This window comes from Paenisporosarcina sp., from assembly GCF_057785155.1.
The window spans coordinates 30733-51217 of record NZ_JBYNRN010000034.1; the positions used below are offsets into that span (position 1 = coordinate 30733).

General features: G+C 37.6%; 24 protein-coding genes. 1 reads left to right on the forward strand and 23 read right to left on the reverse strand.

All coding sequences use genetic code 11. From position 1 onward, the window contains the following. Window positions 1–10: 10 nt before the first annotated feature. From AC3EA5_RS12505 to folE, 17 genes are all read right to left on the reverse strand, one after another. Complete coding sequence (locus tag AC3EA5_RS12505) at window positions 11–514, reverse strand: Rieske (2Fe-2S) protein (RefSeq protein ID WP_394187542.1); 504 nt, start codon at window positions 512–514, stop codon at window positions 11–13. Window positions 515–664: 150 nt separating this feature from the next. Beyond that, window positions 665–1120 carry a DUF2487 family protein gene (locus AC3EA5_RS12510; RefSeq protein ID WP_488608645.1) on the reverse strand — a complete coding sequence of 152 codons (456 nt, stop codon included), beginning with the start codon at window positions 1118–1120 and terminating at the stop codon, window positions 665–667. Window positions 1121–1162: 42 nt separating this feature from the next. Next, complete coding sequence (locus AC3EA5_RS12515; RefSeq protein ID WP_394187540.1) at window positions 1163–1717, reverse strand: ReoY family proteolytic degradation factor; 555 nt, start codon at window positions 1715–1717, stop codon at window positions 1163–1165. A 13-nt stretch (window positions 1718–1730) separates the two neighbouring features. Next, the gene (locus AC3EA5_RS12520) at window positions 1731–2981 is read right to left on the reverse strand and encodes a tetratricopeptide repeat protein (protein WP_488608646.1); all 1251 of its coding nucleotides are present in this window, start codon (window positions 2979–2981) and stop codon (window positions 1731–1733) included. 90 nt (window positions 2982–3071) lie between these two features. Continuing rightward, a complete protein-coding gene (aroA, locus tag AC3EA5_RS12525; RefSeq protein WP_488608647.1) occupies window positions 3072–4355 on the reverse strand; it encodes a 3-phosphoshikimate 1-carboxyvinyltransferase in 1284 nt (427 codons plus the stop codon). 22 nt (window positions 4356–4377) lie between these two features. Next, window positions 4378–5478 (reverse strand): prephenate dehydrogenase, encoded by a 1101-nt coding sequence (locus AC3EA5_RS12530; RefSeq protein WP_488608648.1) that lies wholly within the window; start codon window positions 5476–5478, stop codon window positions 4378–4380. Beyond that, window positions 5471–6574, reverse strand: coding sequence for a histidinol-phosphate transaminase (hisC, locus tag AC3EA5_RS12535; protein ID WP_488608649.1), 1104 nt, complete (start codon window positions 6572–6574; stop codon window positions 5471–5473). The genes AC3EA5_RS12530 and hisC overlap by 8 nt, the downstream gene beginning before the upstream one ends. Before the next feature lie 20 nt (window positions 6575–6594). Further along, on the reverse strand, window positions 6595–6957 hold the full coding sequence (gene aroH / locus AC3EA5_RS12540; RefSeq protein WP_488608650.1) for a chorismate mutase: 363 nt from the start codon (window positions 6955–6957) through the stop codon (window positions 6595–6597). Beyond that, on the reverse strand, window positions 6954–8060 hold the full coding sequence (aroB, locus tag AC3EA5_RS12545) for a 3-dehydroquinate synthase (protein WP_488608651.1): 1107 nt from the start codon (window positions 8058–8060) through the stop codon (window positions 6954–6956). Before aroB ends, aroH begins: the two co-directional genes overlap by 4 nt. A gap of 2 nt (window positions 8061–8062) precedes the next feature. Next, a complete protein-coding gene (gene aroC, locus AC3EA5_RS12550) occupies window positions 8063–9244 on the reverse strand; it encodes a chorismate synthase (protein ID WP_488608652.1) in 1182 nt (393 codons plus the stop codon). 154 nt (window positions 9245–9398) lie between these two features. Continuing rightward, window positions 9399–10169: a CheR family methyltransferase gene (locus AC3EA5_RS12555; RefSeq protein ID WP_488608653.1), complete on the reverse strand. Its 771-nt coding sequence runs from the start codon at window positions 10167–10169 to the stop codon at window positions 9399–9401. 355 nt (window positions 10170–10524) lie between these two features. Beyond that, complete coding sequence (ndk, locus tag AC3EA5_RS12560) at window positions 10525–10971, reverse strand: nucleoside-diphosphate kinase (protein WP_488608654.1); 447 nt, start codon at window positions 10969–10971, stop codon at window positions 10525–10527. Window positions 10972–11052: 81 nt separating this feature from the next. Continuing rightward, window positions 11053–12027: a heptaprenyl diphosphate synthase component II gene (gene hepT / locus AC3EA5_RS12565; protein WP_488608655.1), complete on the reverse strand. Its 975-nt coding sequence runs from the start codon at window positions 12025–12027 to the stop codon at window positions 11053–11055. Window positions 12028–12080: 53 nt separating this feature from the next. Beyond that, window positions 12081–12785 carry a demethylmenaquinone methyltransferase gene (locus tag AC3EA5_RS12570; protein WP_488608656.1) on the reverse strand — a complete coding sequence of 235 codons (705 nt, stop codon included), beginning with the start codon at window positions 12783–12785 and terminating at the stop codon, window positions 12081–12083. 5 nt (window positions 12786–12790) lie between these two features. Continuing rightward, window positions 12791–13579, reverse strand: a complete 789-nt coding sequence (locus AC3EA5_RS12575) for a heptaprenyl diphosphate synthase component 1 (RefSeq protein WP_488608657.1) — start codon at window positions 13577–13579, stop codon at window positions 12791–12793. 83 nt (window positions 13580–13662) lie between these two features. After that, window positions 13663–13884, reverse strand: a complete 222-nt coding sequence (gene mtrB / locus AC3EA5_RS12580) for a trp RNA-binding attenuation protein MtrB (protein WP_394187527.1) — start codon at window positions 13882–13884, stop codon at window positions 13663–13665. A gap of 28 nt (window positions 13885–13912) precedes the next feature. After that, window positions 13913–14482 carry a GTP cyclohydrolase I FolE gene (gene folE / locus AC3EA5_RS12585; protein ID WP_488608658.1) on the reverse strand — a complete coding sequence of 190 codons (570 nt, stop codon included), beginning with the start codon at window positions 14480–14482 and terminating at the stop codon, window positions 13913–13915. 143 nt (window positions 14483–14625) lie between these two features. Here folE and AC3EA5_RS12590 point away from each other — a divergent pair, with 143 nt between their 5' ends. Then, window positions 14626–14757, forward strand: a complete 132-nt coding sequence (locus tag AC3EA5_RS12590) for a hypothetical protein (RefSeq protein ID WP_488608659.1) — start codon at window positions 14626–14628, stop codon at window positions 14755–14757. A gap of 128 nt (window positions 14758–14885) precedes the next feature. Here the strand turns inward: AC3EA5_RS12590 and AC3EA5_RS12595 are convergent, their stop codons facing one another. The 6 genes from AC3EA5_RS12595 to der all read right to left on the reverse strand — a co-directional run bounded on the left by AC3EA5_RS12595 (window position 14886) and on the right by der (window position 20473). Further along, complete coding sequence (locus tag AC3EA5_RS12595; protein WP_394187524.1) at window positions 14886–15158, reverse strand: HU family DNA-binding protein; 273 nt, start codon at window positions 15156–15158, stop codon at window positions 14886–14888. A gap of 219 nt (window positions 15159–15377) precedes the next feature. Then, a complete protein-coding gene (spoIVA, locus tag AC3EA5_RS12600) occupies window positions 15378–16856 on the reverse strand; it encodes a stage IV sporulation protein A (protein WP_488608660.1) in 1479 nt (492 codons plus the stop codon). Between the two features lie 242 nt (window positions 16857–17098). Beyond that, on the reverse strand, window positions 17099–17809 hold the full coding sequence (locus AC3EA5_RS12605; RefSeq protein ID WP_488608661.1) for a hypothetical protein: 711 nt from the start codon (window positions 17807–17809) through the stop codon (window positions 17099–17101). Window positions 17810–17818: 9 nt separating this feature from the next. Next, window positions 17819–18022 (reverse strand): DUF2768 domain-containing protein, encoded by a 204-nt coding sequence (locus AC3EA5_RS12610; RefSeq protein WP_394187521.1) that lies wholly within the window; start codon window positions 18020–18022, stop codon window positions 17819–17821. A gap of 93 nt (window positions 18023–18115) precedes the next feature. After that, window positions 18116–19138 carry an NAD(P)H-dependent glycerol-3-phosphate dehydrogenase gene (locus AC3EA5_RS12615; protein ID WP_488608705.1) on the reverse strand — a complete coding sequence of 341 codons (1023 nt, stop codon included), beginning with the start codon at window positions 19136–19138 and terminating at the stop codon, window positions 18116–18118. A gap of 24 nt (window positions 19139–19162) precedes the next feature. Further along, a complete protein-coding gene (gene der, locus AC3EA5_RS12620; protein WP_394187520.1) occupies window positions 19163–20473 on the reverse strand; it encodes a ribosome biogenesis GTPase Der in 1311 nt (436 codons plus the stop codon). Window positions 20474–20485: the final 12 nt, after the last annotated feature.

The window sequence follows — 20485 nt, forward strand, 5'->3', positions numbered from 1 at the left end:
CCCCCTTACGTTAAACTAATGTATTTGGTCGTATTTTACCGATTTCTAACAGACCGTCTTTTTCACGCACTTCGAACTCATCCAACGGACCAAGAGGTGGTGTACCTTTAATGTTTTGACCATTTTTTTCATAACGGCCAGCGTGACATGGACAGAAGAACTGATCCGGGTGACCTTTATCACCAGCCCAGTTAACCGTACATCCTAAATGCTTACAAACAGGTGAAAGGGCAATAATCTTATCCCCACTCTTGTAAACCCATGCCGTACTTGTCACTTCAGACGTATACCATGCATCAACTTGCTCAAATGAAAAGTCTACTCGTTCTGGTACTTCAGTAAGTTCAGCTACTTTTTTGCTTGTCGGAATAAAATCTCCGCCTTCTGCTTTTTGCAATACTGGATCTACTGCAAAACGTACCATCGGCATCATCATTCCCGCGGCCATAAATCCACCGACACCCATCAATGTGTAGTTAAGGAATTGACGTCTCGATACACGATTATTACTCATGTTTTTCCCCCCTCTAACTTAAAGGTCAGTCCAAATGGACATACTTGTACTAAATAGTAAAACTAGGACAGTTCTATGATATATCAATAAAAAAGGTTGGTCAATATTCCATTAGGTTCCTACTGACACTTTGTGAACATTTCTTGAAGGTTATTCAACTGTTTTCGCCCAATTATTTGCAAATACGGGAACCACCTGTCGAATTTGATCGTCCAAAATGGATTGTCTTAACTTTTGGTCCATATTTTCTAAAGGAATAGATGGCGTATATATCACATCTATCTCAGGAGCTTCTGTCGCCCACTGCATATCACATGAAATAAAGAAATGGTGCTTAAAACCCGCCTCAGTAAGGACATTCTTCCATTCGGTAGCTAAAACCGAACGACTAGATTGCGGTGTATATGTAACAGGCGGCATTAATACAACGCGCCCTTTAAATTGATTTTCCATAAAAGCGGTTAAAGACATTAAGAAATCCGCGGTTCCAGCACTTTGTTTTATGTGCGAAGCTCGTCCATCTACAAGTAAGAGTGGAATGATTGCCGTATCTACAAATTCTTTTTGCTCTATAAAAGTCGTTATATCTTTTGAATTCCAATACATAGTAAATTTCACCTCAAAAAGACTTCATCGAAATCGATGAAGTCAAGATTTTGTCGATTCTTTTATTCCTTGCAGAATGGTGGAAAGTTCAAAGAATCGCTCTTTATCATTTGCATCTAATGCTTCATCGATTTGTTTTAAAATATGCTCTTCACGAAAAGTGTGCATACTTTCTTCTAAAACCTCTTCAGCTAGTTTTCGATCCTTATCATTCGTATTTAAATATGTTGGCATATAAGGGTTTTCTTCTAGTACTGCTAAAAATTCTGAACTTGCAGGGACGTTCGGGAAGTTTAGTTGAATATACATATCTTCTGAAGGGTGCAATCGTAAATCATGGAATGATTTTTCTGCATCCGCTGTCATTAAATTCCCTTTATAAAATCGAAATGGAACGCCTGAGGACTCTGTTACAGACATGACCATCGCACGAGGACAATAGTGAGCTTCTTCAACAAAATGAACTTTTTGAAGTAATTCATCGTGGCTTAGTAAATAATTCAGGATCCACACACATTCTCTACGTTTCATCTGATATCTCTTTAGAAACCATCGAACAAATTCCTTCTTTTCCATTACAGAAACAGATGCGGTCATGTTACTCCTCCTTTCAATTTAAAGAATCAATTAAGTCTTGCCAGCGCTCTTCATGTGGTTGAAGAGAAGCTAATAGTTTACCTACTTCTAGAGCTTCTGATCGTTTTCCTTCTTCTAAAAGAAAATAAACGTATTTTTCTAAAAATAGTGGATCTTCTTTATGGTCAGTATATGCCAAAGAATAAAATTCGTATGCACGTTCATAATTTTCTTCTCGTGCATATGCTTCAGCAGCAAACGGATAAAGTGCGGACCAATCATCCTGATCTTTTGATACCGTTTCAATCAGCTCAATAACATCTTCATCTCGTTCTTGGGTATGGAAAAACGAGATAAGTGTAATCGTTGCTTCCATATATTCAGGATCTAAAGCGATTGCTTGACGTAAATGGTCTTCAGCCTCTTGTGTTTTCCCTAATTTCAAGGCTAGTTTACCAGCAAACAAATACAACTCTTTGTCATATTCATCACGACTAAGCCCTTCCATTATGGCTTCATAAGCTCGATCATTCTCTTCAATCATCATTAAAGACTGTGCTAATAACAAATGAGCTGAGAAATAATCCGGATCTAATGTTTTTACTTCTGTTAATTTACGAATAGCTAGCTCAAATTGTTCAGCTTGAAAAGCTGCGTGCGCATAACCGAATAATAAATCAGGTGTTACATGATGTTCTAATGATTCCTCATAGTAAGGAAGAGCCTCTTCGTAAGCAGCTCCAGCAGTTAAGACCTCTGCTAATCGTTCTGAAAGTCGAATGCTCGCAATTTCATCTTGGTCTCGTTTCAGTTCTTCGTATAAGCGCACTGCTTCTAAGTACTTACCCGTTTCTAACATCAATTCTGCCTTAGCAAACTTCAGTAACGGTTCATCAGGCATTAAATCCAGTGCTTGATTAATTCTTTGTTCAGCCGCTTCGTAAAACCCTTGCATTTGGTAATAATCAGCTAGACTTAATAAGGCTTGTGGATACACTTCTTCATGAGGCTCAATGCTTGATAACAATAAAAGAGCTTCATCTTCTTGATCAATTTCCATTAACAAATGAGCACGATCTATTTTAATTTGTGCTTCTTCTGGAAATAAAAACTGGATATGCTGTAAAATCTGATCAGCTTCTTTTAAGTAACCAGTTCCAACTAACATTTCTGCGATTTCATATTGTGTGTCGGGTTCACTAGCAAGAAGAAGTGGTTCGATTAACAATTGCACTTGCTCTAGATTACCTTCTTTAATTGCTTTTTCAAATTGACTATACTCCATTTTTCATCACCCGTTTTCTCTCTTTTCATACCATATGCTACATGACGCTTGAACCATTCACAAGAAAAAACTCCCCGTTTAAAGGAGAGTTCATGTTGTTTTCACATTTTTTAAATGCTCAAAGAAATTAGGATATGAAACTGATATGCATGAAGAATCATCTATTTCAACAGGCTCGCTTGCAATAAGTGATGCAATAGCACCCATCATTCCAATTCGATGATCCCCATAAGAGGTCACTGTACCTCCATTTAATTGAACAGGTCCTTTAATAATCATGCCATCATCTGTTGCTTCAATAGTAGCACCTAACTTTTTCAATTCATTCACAACTGCTGTAATACGATCTGTTTCTTTTATTTTTAATTCAGCGGCATCTCGAATCACCGTCGTTCCAGAAGCTTGTGTTGATAATAAAGCGATAATTGGCAACTCGTCAATTAAACGAGGGATTAACTCTCCGCCAATTTCAATCCCTTTTAGCTGACTAGATTTTATTCGAACATTGCCAAAAGGTTCTTCTCCATTTGTTATGGATTCCTCAACCTTAAGATTCGCACCCATTTGTGAAAGAACATCTATAATACCAGTTCTAGTTGGATTTAATCCGACATTTTTCAACATGATATCACTGTTATCCGTAATGACACCTGCAACTAAAAAGAACGCTGCTGAGGAAATATCTCCTGGAACATCAATATGCGTACTCACCAGTTGTTGACCTCCACGCAAATGAATTTCCCCATCGATTGTTTCAACTTGTACACCAAATTGTCGCATCATGCGTTCTGTATGATCCCTGGTAGGCTCGAGTTCCGTTACAATCGTTGTTCCTTCAGAGTTTAACCCTGCAAGTAAAATGGCTGACTTTACTTGTGCACTGGCTACAGGCATTTGATACGTAATGCCTTGTAAAGTTGTTCCTTGAACTGCTAGTGGCGTATACTGTCCTCCGCTTCGTCCAAGAATTTGAGCACCCATTTGGCGTAGAGGATCAATCACTCTCTTCATCGGTCTTTTCGCAATCGAATCATCACCAATTATGACAGCATAAATTGGAGAAGCTGCTAAGATGCCCAGTAGTAATCGAGTAGTAGTTCCTGAATTTCCTGTATTTAAAATGTCCTGAGGTTCATTCCAATTCATTATTCCATCCGATTCAATCGAAACTTGGTTTCCATTGACATCTATCTTGACGCCAAGTTTTTGAAAACATGAGATGGTACTTAAACAATCGTCACCTAACAAAAAGCCATCGACTGTCGTTTTTCCTTTAGCCATTGCTCCAAACATAATCGATCGATGAGAAATAGACTTGTCCCCTGGAATTGTAATTACCCCTTTTAGGGATGCTTTTTTTGAAGACTGTATCATTTTGTCACTACCTCTCAAAATTCTAGGATATATAGGTTTCAAAAGTTGTTTCTTGATTTAGATATTTTTGTGCTAATTTCTGGTCATCCGCGGTTTGGAAACTGATCACTAATATTCCGAATACATCTTCTCTCGTTTCTACTATTCGTATATTTGTAATGCTAATAGCGTGCTTGGCCAATAGACCCGTCACTTCAGAAATAACACCTGGATAATCGGGAATGTCAACGTATAAGTCATAAACTGTATAAAGTGCTCCTTGAGAAGTGATTGGTAATTCATCTCGAACATGCTTAGCTCTAGAAAAGTAATGTTCGATATCAAGTGGTGCCGCTTCATTTAACAAGGATTTCACATGATTCATTTCGTCCTGCCATTTATCTAATTGGTTTATGAGTTCGTTACGATTTTGTACCGTAATATCTCTCCACATAATGGGATTAGACGAGGCGATTCTTGTAATATCTCGAAACCCACCAGCGGCTAATTGTTTAGTAAAGGGAAATTGCTCATTTTCACCTGATAATTGATGTACAAGAGAAGCTGCCACAATATGTGGAAAGTGGCTCACGACAGCTGTCATATGGTCATGCTCCTCAGCTGTTACACGAACAACTTTTGCTTTCGTAACAGACAATAACGACTCTAAAAACTCTATCTTTTCTTCACTTTCATCTACTAAAGGAGTCAACATAAAATAGGCATTTTCGAACAAATGTGCTTTTGCAGCATCTACACCGGATTTATGAGATCCAGCCATCGGATGACCACCGATAAACGTGATGCGTTGTTTCCTTAATGTCGTCGCTTTTTCCATGATTAACTTCTTCGTACTTCCCGTGTCCATAAGCACTACAGACTCTTTTAATGGCCAGTCTTGCACTTCATTCATGAACTGTAATGTTGTATTAACAGGTGTAGCAAAAATTATGACGTCCGCCATCTTTGCTGAATCTTTCACATGAAAAGCCATTTCATGAATGACTCTTAATTTCTTCGCTTTTCTAATAACATGTGAATCGATATCATATCCGATAATGGTCAAGTCCTTATTCTTTTGAAGAGCTAATGCAAGAGAACCACCTATTAAGCCAAGACCAACAATTAATATTTGTTTACTCATGTATAACGCCTAATTCTATTAGGATCTTTTCCAGTTTCTCGATGAGTTCCGTATTTTGTTCGATGCTACCAACCGTAATTCTAATAAATCCAGGTACGCCTAGCGCGTTGCCGCTTCGAACAATAAATCCTTTTTTCATCAATTCTTCAAAGACTTTATCGCTATCTGTTTTAATATTAATTAGTACAAAGTTGCCTTGTGATGGATAGATGAACAAGTTGTGCTTTAAACAAAACGATTCAAACAACTTGATTCCTTGTTTATTTTCTGCACGGCACTGTTCAATAAACGCCTGGTCACTTAATGCAGCACTCGCTGCTCCTTGACTCAGTGAAGTATTATTAAACGGTTCTCTTAAAGGATCTAAATTGGCAATCAGCTCTTCATTGCCGATTGCATATCCAACGCGAAATGCCGCTAACCCGTATGCCTTTGAAAAAGTTCTCAAAACCACTACATTTTTATAGGTTTGAAGATAGTCAATCGCATTTCTGTATTCTGTATCAGTCACGTATTCGAAGTAAGCTTCATCTAAAACAATTAAAACTTCTGGAGAGACTGAGGAAATAAATTCATCAAGTTTAGCTTGCGGAATAAGATTTCCTGTTGGATTATTTGGTGAACATAACCATATGACAGACGTTTGCTCGTCTATCTGTTTAAGCATGCCATCTAAATCATGATGTCCATCAATCAGTTCGACTTCGCGGACCTCAGCACCTTCTATTTGTGCATTGTGTCGATATTGAGGGAATGTTGGTGTTGCCATAACGGTATTCACACCAGGCTGAAGTAAAGCTCTAGAAATGATTAAGATAATTTCATCCGAGCCATTTCCAAATAGCAATTGCTTCTCACTTACTTGAAGGTGTTCAGCCAAGTCCTTGCGTAAAGCCCCTGAATAACCATCAGGGTATCGCGCAAAATTTATGCCATGGTCTTCGATAAATTGAGGTACTTTAGGAGATGTGCCCAGCGGGTTTTCATTCGATGCTAATTTAGTGATGGAGGATAATCCATACATTTTTTTTACATCATCAATCGATTTTCCTGGTTGGTATGCCTTCATTCCAGCTAATTGCTTTTTCCACTTCATCTTTTCTCGCCTCTGCTTTCTTACTTTACTAAGTCTGGTCTTAAGGTAACTGCTTCATTTAAATAAACATGATGAAGTTCTTTTTGAGATAGCTCAGTATTCACATGCATTAAGACACGAATGCATGAGCCCATCGCGCCTGGTACGTCCATTTCATGAGTACACATAACCGGTACATACGTCCAACCTTCAATACTTCTCACGGCTTTTGCCGGAAACGCGGAAGAAATGTCAGTTGTCGTAGATATAATGACTGATGCAACTTGTTCAGGCTCAATGCTATTTGTTTTAGCCATTTCAATAATCAATCTTTCTGTTTCTAAATGAATAGTTTCAGCTGTATCAAGAGTGATTGTTGTTGCACCTCTAATCCCACGTATCAAATCGATTCCTCCCTTACCCAATTTTTTAATTGTTGATCCATTTTATGACCTTGTTCTTTTGTAATAATCTTACTAATTGGTTCACCAATCTTGTTTAATAAAACAAAATGTAAATCACCATGAGAAGCTTTTTTATCGCGAATCATCACATCAAATAACTCTTCGTATGTTTTAGTCAGAATGGCATCGAATGTATAACCTAATTTAAGGGCATGAAGAAAGAATTTATGAGCAAAACCAGATTCTAATTCAGCAAGTTCTTCACTTAACATTAATGCGTAAACCATTCCAATCATGACCGCTTCACCGTGTGTGATGTGACCATATCCAATTGTATTTTCTATTGCATGGCCATAGGTATGACCGAAGTTTAAACATTTCCGAGAGCCATGTTCGAATTCATCATCTTTGACAATTGCAGCTTTCACAACGATTCCCTTACATAAATATTCTTGTAAGTTGCTAGTTGTTAATGCAGAAAAATCTTGAACTTTGAATAGTTCATTCACCCATTGTGGATTTGAAATGAGTGCATGCTTTATGACTTCAGCCATACCTGAACGCACTTCATTTTCAGGTAAGGTAGATAATAGTGAAATGTCGTAAAATACGGCTTCTGGCTGATAAAAAGAACCAATCATATTTTTGCCTTGTGAATGATTGATTGCTGTTTTCCCGCCAACCGCACTATCATGCGCCAAAATTGTTGTAGGAATTTGATAAAAAGGTATGCCTCGCATAAATGTAGAAGCAACAAAACCAGTTAAATCCCCACATGCTCCACCACCGAACGCAAACAGTACGGATTTTCTTGAACAATTTTCATTCAGTAAAAAACTGTGGCAATCATAAAACGTTTCTATGGTTTTGCAGCTTTCTCCTGGTGCGACTTCATATACTTTTATAAGTCCGTGTGTAATTGCCTGCAAGGGAGTTACTAGTTTATTTATATGCAAGTTCGCAACTGTTCTGTCTGCGATAATAACAATTTGATCGGCAGAAATTAGCTGTTCTTTGTACAAGGCAAGCGCTTCTCGAATAATGTTTGTACCCATATGAACGTCGTATTCTTTCGTGATCGTTTCAATGGTTATGTTTCGCATACTTAGAACTCCTTTGTGTAAGCTCGATGTTCATCTATTGACGTTTTCAGTTTTGATAGTTGATCGCTATTAAATTGTTCTATAATAGCAGATGCTAATTCCCATGCAACCACATGTTCAGCAACAATTGAAGCCGCTGGTACAGCACAGCTATCTGAACGTTCTATACTTGCTTTAAAAGGTTCTTTCGTATCAATATCGACACTTTGTAACGGTTTATACAGAGTCGGAATAGGTTTCATTACGCCTCTGACAACGATTGGCATACCCGTTGACATTCCGCCTTCAAGACCACCCAAACGGTTCGTTTTACGTGTATAACCTTGTTCTTTCGTCCAAGCTATTTCATCATGGACTTGGCTACCTGGTTTTCTTGCCATTTCAAAGCCTAATCCGATTTCGACACCTTTAAAAGCATTTATACTCATCATAGCCATGGCAAGTTTGCCGTCTAGTTTGCGATCATAATGAACGTAACTTCCAATTCCAGCTGGCATATTTTCAACAACCACTTCTACTACCCCACCAATTGAGTCACCATTCTCTTTAGCCTCATCAATTGCTTGAGTCATTCGTTTAGATGCATCAGGATCAACACAATAGACCGCATCTGATTCAACGATTTCTCGAATTTCTCTTACTGATAATCCTTCGATCAATGCAGGGTTCGCTTTAATCCCACCGATTTCAGTTACATGAGAGACGATATGGATTCCGAGCTCTGCTAAAAGTTGTTTAGCTACTGCACCAACAGCTACTCTCACTGTAGTTTCACGTGCGGAAGAACGCTCTAGTACATTACGTAAATCACGATGACCGTATTTCATTCCACCAACCAAATCTGCATGACCAGGTCTTGGGCGTGTAATTTGTCGTTTAACGTCTTCTGGGTTCAGTTCTTCAGATAAAGGTTCAATCCCCATTATATGAGTCCAATGTTTCCAATCATCATTCGTTACTACAAGTGCTATTGGTGAACCGATTGTCACTCCATGCCGAACACCCGAAGTGATATTCACCGTATCTTTTTCGATTTGCATTCGGCGACCTCGACCGTGTCCACCTTGTCTCCGTTTAAGATCTCTATTAATTAATTCTGAAGTGATCTCTAATCCTGATGGTAGGCCTTCGATAATCGCTGTTAGTTGTGGTCCATGAGACTCACCAGCAGTTAAATAACGCATGGCACTTTCCCCCTTCAACTCGCTAAAGTATTTTAAGTAACACTATAACATAATCTTTTTTAATTTTCATAGTCGTACTTGTAAAAAATCATGATTCCTGTATGTTTTCTATGTAAGAAAGCTGTCCGAAAATTTTTCCGGACAGCATCAACCACTATATTTTTCGATAAAAGAAAGTATCCTCTGTTTCTAAACCATACCGTTGAGGATTGAAAATCTGTTCGGTACTACCTACAAATAATATGCCATCTTTTTTTAGGGAATTCCCGAAATTCATGTAAATTTGATCCTTCGCTTCTTCCGTAAAATAAATCATGACATTTCGACAAACGATTAAATCAAAGTTTTGTTCATATGTATCGTTTAACAAGTTATGTTTTTTAAATGTAACTGTGTTTTTTATTTCTTTTTTAACTTCATAAAACGTTCCTTGCTTATCAAAGTATTTATTTTTACTATCTTCAGGTACTTCAGCTAAAGATCTCTCAGGATAAATGGCCGCTTTTGCTCTTTGAATTGCATTTTCATCTAAGTCAGTGGCTAGAATGGAGATTTGAGACAAAGGGATATGATTCCCTAAAACCATCGCAATAGTATAGGGCTCCTCACCAGTAGAACAAGCAGCGCTCCATATTTTTAGCGTTTTTTTCGATTGTAATAACTTTGGGAATATTTTATTCTGTAAAACTTCCCATCTCTTTGCGTTTCGGTAAAATTCGGAAACGTTGATTGTCATTCGATCTAAAAATTCATTCAACAAATCACGATCCTGATCAAGTGCAAAAAAGAATTCTTCAAAGTTAGCAAATCCCTTTTTATCATATAGAGATGTAAGCCTTCTTCTCATTTGGGCTTCTTTATATAAACTGAGGTTAATCCCAGTTTTTCGATTAATTTGTTCAATGAATTTTAGATAATCTGGCATACCCGTCATTCTCCCTCTCTAACTTCCTATCCATATTATAACGTATGGAAGACTTTTCTGAAATTAAAAAAGAGGCTACCCATGAACACACGAAAAATGACTTTTGAGATAGCCCCTCTTCTTTCAGAAAGCTATGATTCATGTGAAGATTGATATTTCGCAAAACAGCTGCGCTTTCCGCGGGCTTGCACCGAACTAACTCGGACTTTTATAAAATATTTTGGAGAAACATTTCCATGTAACCTTTCAACAAAAATTTTTGCAAAAAAATAGAAAAACAGGTGGAGAAAAAAGAATCTTTTTCTCCACCTGTTTTTTAAAAGGACTTATTAGGCAGCCCCTTACTAATATAAAATTAGTTAACCCAGTTATTAGAATCTTTAGCGTATGATACAAGTTCTTCTTCTTTGAAGAATAAACCGATTTCACGAACAGCGCTATCAGCAGAGTCAGAACCGTGAATAATGTTCTTTCCAACTGTTACAGCAAAGTCTCCACGGATCGTTCCAGGAGCAGACTCTTTAGGGTTTGTAGCACCAACTAATAAACGAGAAGTAGCGATTACATTTTCGCCTTCCCAAACCATTGCGAATACTGGTCCAGAAGTAATGAAATCAACAAGTTCACCGAAGAATGGGCGTTCTTTATGTTCACCGTAATGTTCACCAGCAAGTTCTGGTGTAATTTGCATTAATTTAGCTCCAACTAATTGGAAGCCTTTCTTTTCAAAACGACCAACGATTTCACCAATAAGGTTACGTTGAACTCCATCAGGTTTTACCATTAAAAACGTTCTTTCCATAATTAACACTCCTTCAATTCTATCTTAGGGATATCCCTACCGTAAAAAATAGTACCATTCAATCAAAATTTATACAACAACTTAAAATTTACGTTTCCCCATAAATAGCGAAATTTTGCGTAAAGTTTTTTTAGCATGTAAATCTGGCAAAGCATCAATTTCTTTCATGGCTTTTTGTAAATATCGATCACTAATTTGCTTCGCTTTATCAATTGCATCCGATTGGCGCACGCGTTTAACAAGGTCAAGTCTTTCAGCTTCCGTTAATTCACCTGACATCGCTCGTTCAAAATCTTTACGGAAAATTGGATCATCTTTTAAAAACAAGATAGGTAATGTGATATTGCCTTGTAGTAAATCACTGCCAGCCGGTTTTCCAAGTTCTTTGTCTGTTGAGGTGAAATCTAAAATATCATCGATTATTTGGAATGACATACCGACGTAATACCCAAAACGTTTTAAATGCATCGTGGTCTTTGCATCTGCTCCAGATACAACCGCTCCTAGTTGACAGCTAGAAGAAATCAAAAGAGCAGTCTTTCGCTTAATACGACGGAAATAATCTTGTAATCGCTGATCGATTTTATATTTATCCTCGATTTGAATAATTTCCCCCACACAAATTTCAACCATTGTATAAGACAAAATACGATGGGCTTCAGTATTTGAGAAATTCGTTATGTATTCGAGGGCACGGGCAAAAATAAAATCGCCAGTATACATGGCGACTCGATTATTCCATTGGGCTTTGACCGTTAACTGTCCTCTACGCATTTCAGAATCATCAATAACATCATCGTGCACTAAAGAGGCCATATGAATTAATTCTAAAGGCACGGCAACATCTTTAATGCGATCAATCTGATAATCACCAAACTTAGCAGCCAGTAATACGAATACAGGACGTATCCGTTTTCCGCCAGCATGCAACAAATGAAGAGAAGCATCATTTAGTAAGTGTGAAGACGAATTCACAGCAACCTCTAATTCTTTTTCGATGAGATCTAAATCTGAACGCATGTCAGAATAGAGCATGGATAACTTCATCTTTTCCACTTCTAAGTACCTTCTCCCACACCGAAACTTTTACAATTTAATCATGTTAAGCTTCATCCATTATTTTTGTAGCCAATATGTCTTGCAGCAGCACCGCCACTGTATGGTTTATATTCAACATTTACAAAACCGGCTTGTTCCATCATTTTTGCTAATGCTTTCATTCCAGGGAAATCTTTTGCTGATTCTTGTAACCAAGAATATTCTTTATAGCTCTTCGCAAAGAATTTACCAAAAATCGGCATAACGTATTTAAAGTAAAATCGGAAAAGTTGTTTGTAGATTGGCATTTCAGCTTGAGATGTCTCTAAACAAACGAACATGCCACCAGGCTTTAACACCCGCTCGATTTCTTTTAACACTTGCATGTAATCCGGAACATTTCTTAAACCAAAACCAATTGTTACATAATCAAACGAGTCATTGGGAAATGGAAGCTCCATTGCATTCCCATGTAATAATTCGATTTGAGGAATTTCTTTCGTCTTGTCAATTCCAACATTCAACATATTTTGACTGAAATCAAGTCCTACGGCACGTCCTGTTGAACCCACAGCTTCACCCATGGATATAGTCCAATCAGCAGTACCACAACACACATCTAGCGATGAACTACCCTTTTTGACATTCATTCGTGACATTGTATCTTCACGCCATTTTTTATGTTGTTGAAAACTAATAACGGAATTCATCTTATCGTAATTTCCAGATATTTTTTCAAACACTTCATGAACGCGTTCTTCTTTTGTTTTCGTCATGTGTGTCACCTTTCTTTAAGAACAACTGCATTTTTATTTACTGAAGTATTAATCATTTGATATAGAAATTCTTTTACTGGACTCGTTAATAGAGTTGACGCTCCAATGTCTTTATTCAAATGAGCAATCCCTTCTTTACAAACAGTTTCCAATAAAGTTCCTAAACTAGACGCGTAACCAAGGGCGTGTGCACTTTCAATAAGCGCTTCTTGAAATCTAGACGATTTCCCATCTTTATATAATTCAAGTTCATGAGCAATTCTTTGAATGAATAATGCTTGTCTCATATACGGAATATATTGTTCAAACTGAAAATGTTGATAAAATTGTTCAATTGATAAACTTTCTATTGAAACAATAGTGGACATCCATTCATTAAATGTTCGATGAAGTTGATCGTAAACCGACGCTTTTTTTTCACTTATTTCAATAATGCCATTTGATAAAGACCGAATTAAAGTGATATTTGATTGCTTCGCAAGAATTTGATAGTACATTCCACTATAATAGTCCCCTGCTAACACTGTTAACTGCTGACTTTTAGAGGAAGCATTGGATTCTTTTATTTGATCGTGTGCAGACAGCGCACTATATATAATTGCTACAGCGATTCCAGCTTGTTCGTGTTCGTCAGTCCATTGTTCTCCATTTAAAAATGGGAGCAATAAAAAGAACAAGCGGGCTTCACGAACATCTGGCTCACCAGTATATTTGTGTAGTGTCCGATGACGCACTTTTTGTATGATTTTAAATTTTAGTTGTTCAACTTGTTGTTGAATGAGAGTTTCGTTCATTCTACGTGCTCCATTTCACTAAACTACAGATGTCGTATTGTGTCATTATAGCACAGCAAGAAGGTCCAATCACTCAAATGTGCCTATTTTTTCGCTTCACTCTGCATAACGCCATGTGCAGTTTGTATTTCAGCTTTTCCTCGGATTTTTATAGCAGAAGTATGTTCAGTGAATTGAGCAACCATTACTTCGCCACGATCTAATTTTTCAGAATGATGAAATTTAGTATCTGTTCCTCTTGTTAAGCCGATAACATTTACACCATCTTCTTCTGCACGAATTACAATATACTCTGTTTGAGACATGAACTTCTCCTCCAATTGGTTTCTGTTATTAGTTCATTTGAATGAACGATAGAATTTCTGAGCGCTTCACGTGATCGGTTTCATAGATACCTTTTGCTACGGCTGTTACCGTTTTAGCGCCAGGCTTTTTAATGCCACGCATTGTCATACACATATGTTCCGCTTCGATAACGACATAGACACCGTATGGATTTAACATGTCCATGATTGAGTCGGCAATTGTTGAAGTAATACGTTCTTGTAGTTGGGGGCGTCTTGCAGTGGTTTCAACTGCGCGTGCTAATTTACTTAATCCCGTCACAACGCCATTTCTTGGTATATAGGCAATGTGAGCTTTTCCGTAAAAAGGAACTAAATGATGCTCACACATTGAATGGAATGGAATATCTTTTACTAACACAAGCTCTTCATGATCTTCATGAAAAACTGTTTTAAAATATTCCTTTGGATCTTCTTTTAAACCCGAAAACATTTCAGCATACATCTTTGCGACACGTTTTGGTGTTTCTAGTAACCCTTCACGCGTTGGGTCTTCTCCAACAGCCTCTAATATCATGGTTACTGCATTCTCTATTTTTTCTAAATCTACACTAGTCACTATTGACGCCCCCTAAAAAAATAAAACAGTCCTTAAATCTATGTGAATCTTAGCATATCCCTAATCGTTACGCAAAACTCAATTTTGAGTAATTAAGTGCTTTCTCTAGTGGGGATGCTCTTGGTATTCGGAGAAGGAGGGGTGTGAATCTAGCGAATGTTGATTATATTTTGGCGTTTGGTGGTGATAATATGGCGATAGCAGCAAAGAATATAGAGTTAAAAACCAATATATGCGCTACGGTTGATTTATTTGGCTTAGAGAATATATGTTGACAATTTCTCCATCAGTAGATTCTTACATCCCAATAACTTACCTATCTCAACTCTCTCTATTAAACGTAAAAAAGAACGACTTTTGTGAAATAATCACAAAAGTCGTTCTATGTACGTTCAGACGCTAATTACTTAACTGCGTCCTTAAGCGCTTTACCTGGTTTGAAAGCAGGTACTTTGCTTGCAGCGATTTCGATTTCTTTACCTGTTTGTGGATTACGACCCTTACGAGCAGCACGTTCACGAACTTCAAAGTTACCAAAACCAATAAGTTGAATTTTTTCACCTTTTGCAAGAGTATCTTGAATTGTATCAAATATTGCGTCAACCGCTTTAGAAGCATCTTTCTTTGAAAGATCTGCAGCTTCTGCTACTGAGTTTACTAATTCTGTTTTATTCACACCATTCACCTCCTCTCAAAGGGGATGGACTAACAATCATGTAAAAAGAGTATCATAACCAAAAAGGCTTCGCAACAATATTTCGACCACATTTTCCAACTTAATGCAGAAAATTTATTTTTACCAAAAAAAGAACAGGAATTTTCGCAATTTCCTTGCGAAACCCTGTTCTTTGTGCTTATGTCGAAATTATTAGATTACATACTCAATTTCTGACGATTATAAAATGAAAGTTACCATGCCGCGATCTCCGTCATTAACCATGCGTTCAATCGTTTCTCTCATTCGTTTCTTCGCATGTGAGGAGACTGCTTCTGTTTTAAATCTCATGCTTTCTTTTAACATTTCATGAAGTGGTGTTCCAAACAATGATGTTTGCCATAAGGCTTCTCGATCATGATAATAGGCTTCTTTTAATTCTTTTAATAATTGCTGGCTATGGAATTCGGAACCGATTAACGGTGAAAATTCTGCATCCATATCTACACGAATAATATGGAATGACGGTGCTTTTGCTTTCATTCGCACACCATAAAATTTATTTTCATTTATCTGCTCTGGTGCTGAAGGTTGGAATTCCTGCATGATAGGAAGAGCTACTCCATATCCACCATCTTTTGCTGATTCAATCGCATCATGGAATCTTAAATATGATTTTTTTGCATGTGAAGATTCTTTTACATAGAGTAACCAATCTTTTTTCGTAACAATTGGATCTTCTAACCATTCCTCACATACCGATTGAAATACATCATCTTTCATTTCAATTTGAATGCTAGCACTACCTTTTCCTGCATCTACTTCAATTACTTCTGCATTTTCAACAAAAGGCTCTTGTGCTAGATAATTTGCCAATTCTTTTACATCGCGAATCCTCGAAACTTGAGTGGACCATTCTGCTAAAGAATTTTGCAAAGATTGTTGAAGTGGGTGGTCAAAATCTAAAACATCCATCCAATCCGGTTTTTGCAAATCAAATGATTGTAATGGAAACTCATAAAGCGCCTCTTTTAAAATTGTTTGAATTTCATGAACTGACATTTGGTCAGCAGCTGTTACGATAACTGGAACGCCATATTTTTCATGAAGTTCAGCTCGTAAATGTAAAGCACTTTCATGTGCAGGCATACGACTGTTTAAAACAATAACGAACGGTTTACCAATCTCTTTTAACTGATTAATAATATCCTCTTCGACTTGCTCAACTGCGTGTCGCGGAATGTCATTTACGGTTCCATCTGTGGTCATGACAATCCCGATTGTTGAATGATCTCGAATCACTTTATCCGTTCCGATTTTTGCAGCCTCTTGGAATGGGATAGGTTCATGATGCCAAGGCGTATGAACTAACTTTGGACCATTTTCGTCTTCGTACCCTTTTGCACCTTCGATTATGTAACCAACACAATCCGCAAGGCGCACATGAAATCTGAATGCATCATCACCTACTTGAATACTTGTTCCATGAGCCGGCACAAATTTCGGTTCCGCAGTCATAATAACGGCTCCAGGTGAACTTTGTGGCAACTCATCCTGTGCGCGTAAACGCTCAATATCATCAGTCATATTTGGAATGACGATGCATTCCATTACACGTTTGACGAAAGTCGATTTCCCTACCCTCACTGGCCCTACAACACCAAGATAAACATCACCATTTGTTCGTTCAGCAATTTGTTGATAAATTTGATCAGCCATTTCCGTGCCCCCTTTCATTCGCACTTTATCGTATGCGAAAAAAAAACGTTTCATGCATATGCACGAAACGTTTTCATCGGAGTTTGGAATTTTTCTATACTTTATTATTTGTCTTTATTGAAAAGATTTTTGATCGCATGAACAGCGTAAACTTACTAAGAGTATACGTGTCCATCATCTCAAGGTCTGGCCAGCAAGTTTTTCTGCGAATTTTCACTTTGATTTGAAAGAATTTAAGAGAACTATTTTTCAATTAAGAATACAGGCTCGTTCTTTTCATTCACAGTATACGGCAGTGAGTAAGCTGGTAGTACCGGATATTTGTCTTCCAGCAAAAAGCGTATATCATCACCAGGTTTTACGTTTGGTTTGTCTTCATTCAAAATACGATTTAAATCGATTGAATAGTCAATATAGACATTTCCATCACCCGTTGCAATTAATGGCAAATTGACATCTGAATATGGACTAGGAACCGTTTGTTCTTCCTTATAACCCATAACTTCATAATTTAAGGTGTAAACATTTTCAGCAATTTGTCGGTCGATAGGACCATAGCCGTTGATGCCCATTTTTAATTTTAATTCACGAATTTTTTCTGCAGTTCGTAAATCGATAAGTTTTACCGTTGGATTTTCTTCAACATCCGTTAATACATATTGAAAAATCCCACCGTTCTCATATGCATTAGACGGAATTTTGTCTAAATACAATGGAATTATGCGTTCAAATGATACGGGATATTTAATATATTGGTCGACATCTTGTTCTCTTGTTTTTATTGGCAATAGGCCACCTGACGCTTCTTGGTATTGCTCTACGGCTTTTTGAACCGTTAATAGTTGATCTTCATACGCTTGTTGGTTTTCTGTTTTCGCCGAATCAGGGTACATACAACCTGATAACAATAGTAGACTACTTAGGATAATTCCTGCTAGAGATATTCTCTTCATTTCATCACCTCATGCTCGACCAGTTGGTCCGCTAAATACAATATAGATCATGCTAATAAATCCAATAATTAATAAAACATAGGCAACCAATGCAAATACAAATTTCACTATTTTATTATTGATTTTATATCTACTGAAATAAATTAATCCCATAGATATCATCATGAATCCCATAGACGCAAAAGATATCCACATTTTATCTAAAGATGACATAACAGTCGACCACCCTTCTATCTCTTTCAACGAATAAGTATAGCATGAAAAAACAAGAGGTGCTTATGTGCATCCTCTTGTTTTGTGACAATTCTATAGGTATTCGTACAAATCTTCCATTTCATGTTTCTTTCCACGATCCATCAGTTCATCTACGGCGGTTTTCGTATCTACTTGTTCGAATAGCACTTGATATAGGGCATCCGTTATAGGCATAGGCACTTGATGGTGTTGAGACAATTGATAGGCTGCTTTCGTCGTTCTGACGCCTTCTACAACCATTCCCATCTGTTCAAGCACCTCATCTAGTTTCATTCCTTTACCAAGTAGGTTTCCTGCTCGCCAATTTCGTGAATGAACGCTTGTACATGTGACAATTAAATCGCCAATTCCAGTTAAACCTGAAAAAGTTAGTGGATTTGCTCCCATCTTGGTACCTAGGCGAGCAATTTCAGCTAAACCTCGCGTAATAAGAGCAGCCTTAGCGTTATCACCGTAACCTAGACCGTCTGTTATGCCTGCAGCTAGTGCAATAATATTTTTTAATGCTCCGCCAATCTCTACTCCAATCACATCTGTATTGGTATATACCCGGAAATAACCATGCATAAATAGATCTTGAACAATTTCAGCATATTTAATATTCTCACATGCAGCCGTGACAGTCGTTGGATGCTTCAAAATGACTTCTTCGGCATGACTAGGACCCGATAAGACGACAATCTCTTGAATGAATTCATTCGGAATTTCTTCTCGCATCATTTCAGAGATTCGCTTTAAAGAATCGGGTTCAATCCCTTTTGAAACATGAACGAAAAGAACTGGCTCAGTTAAATGCTTCACTAAACTTTGACACACTTCTCTAATGCCTTTAGTCGGAACTGCCATAACAATAATTTTTGCGTGTTCAGCAGCAACTTGTAAAGAAGATGAAGCATGTAAATTTTTAGGTAACTTTGCTTCCGGTAAATATTTATGATTTGTATGTTTTTGGTTAATTTCGTTTGTTTGATCTTCACGATGAGACCACAAAAGACAATCATGCCCTTTTTCTGCAAGAACAATACTTAAGGCAGTGCCCCAGCTTCCCGCTCCTAATACGACTACTTTTTCGATCTGACTCACTCCTCAGCTACTCGTTTAAGTACGAGCACGTGTGATTAAACGAATAGGTGTACCTTCAAAGTCAAATGAATCACGAATCCTGTTTTCTAGGAAACGCTCGTAACTAAAGTGCATAATATCCGGTTCGTTGACGAATACAACGAAAGTAGGTGGCTTAATCGCAACTTGCGTCACATAGTAAATACGTAGTCTGCGCCCTTTGTCTGTAGGTGCAGGGTTACGCGCTACTGCATCTTCAATTACTTCATTCAACACACTTGAAGTAACACGCATTGCATGGTTTTCACTTACACGATTTATGATTGGTAAGATTGCATGTACACGTTGTTTCGTTGTTGCTGATACGAAAATAATCGGTGCATAATCAAGGAATAGGAAATGTTCACGAATCGTTTTCGTCATCGTATTCATCGTTTTATCATCTTTTTCGATGGTATCCCATTTATTCACAACAATAATAATCGCTTTACCGGCTTCATGTGCATATCCAGCAATTTTCTTATCTTGTTCTTGAATTCCTTCTTCAGCATTTAGAACGACTAAAACGACGTCAGAACGTTCAATTGCTCGTAAAGCACGTAATACACTGTATTTTTCAGTTGTTTCGTACACTTTCCCTTTTTTACGCATACCTGCTGTATCAATGATGACATATGGTTGATCTTCATATTCATATTGAGAGTCAATCGCATCGCGTGTTGTTCCCGCAATCTCACTTACGATTACACGGTTATCACCAAGAAAACTGTTAACTAAAGAAGACTTCCCAACATTTGGGCGTCCAATTAAAGAGAATTTAATTACGTTTTCAGGGTACTCTTCTTCTTCTTCAGTTGGGAAATTTTTTGCAACTTCATCCAATAAATCTCCAAGACCTAAACCATGAGATCCTGAAATTGGGAAGGGTTCGCCAAAACCTAGAGAGTAAAAATCATAAATCATTTCTCTCATGTCTGGATTATCGATTTTATTAATCGCTAAAACAACAGGTTTTTTAGTTTTGTAAAGAATTTTTGCTACTTGTTCATCAGCAGCTGTGACACCTTCACGTCCATTGGTCAAGAAAATAATGACATCTGCTTCTTGAATTGCAATCTCTGCTTGTTGGCGGATTTGCTCTAAGAAAGGCTCATCACCAATCTCGATTCCACCTGTATCGATTATATTAAATTCATGTGTTAGCCAATCTGCCCCGCTATAAAGACGATCACGTGTAACGCCAGGAATATCCTCGACGATTGATACACGTTCACCAACGATCCGATTAAAGATTGTTGACTTCCCGACATTCGGTCGACCGACTATTGCTACTACCGGTTTTGCCATATTCAATTCATC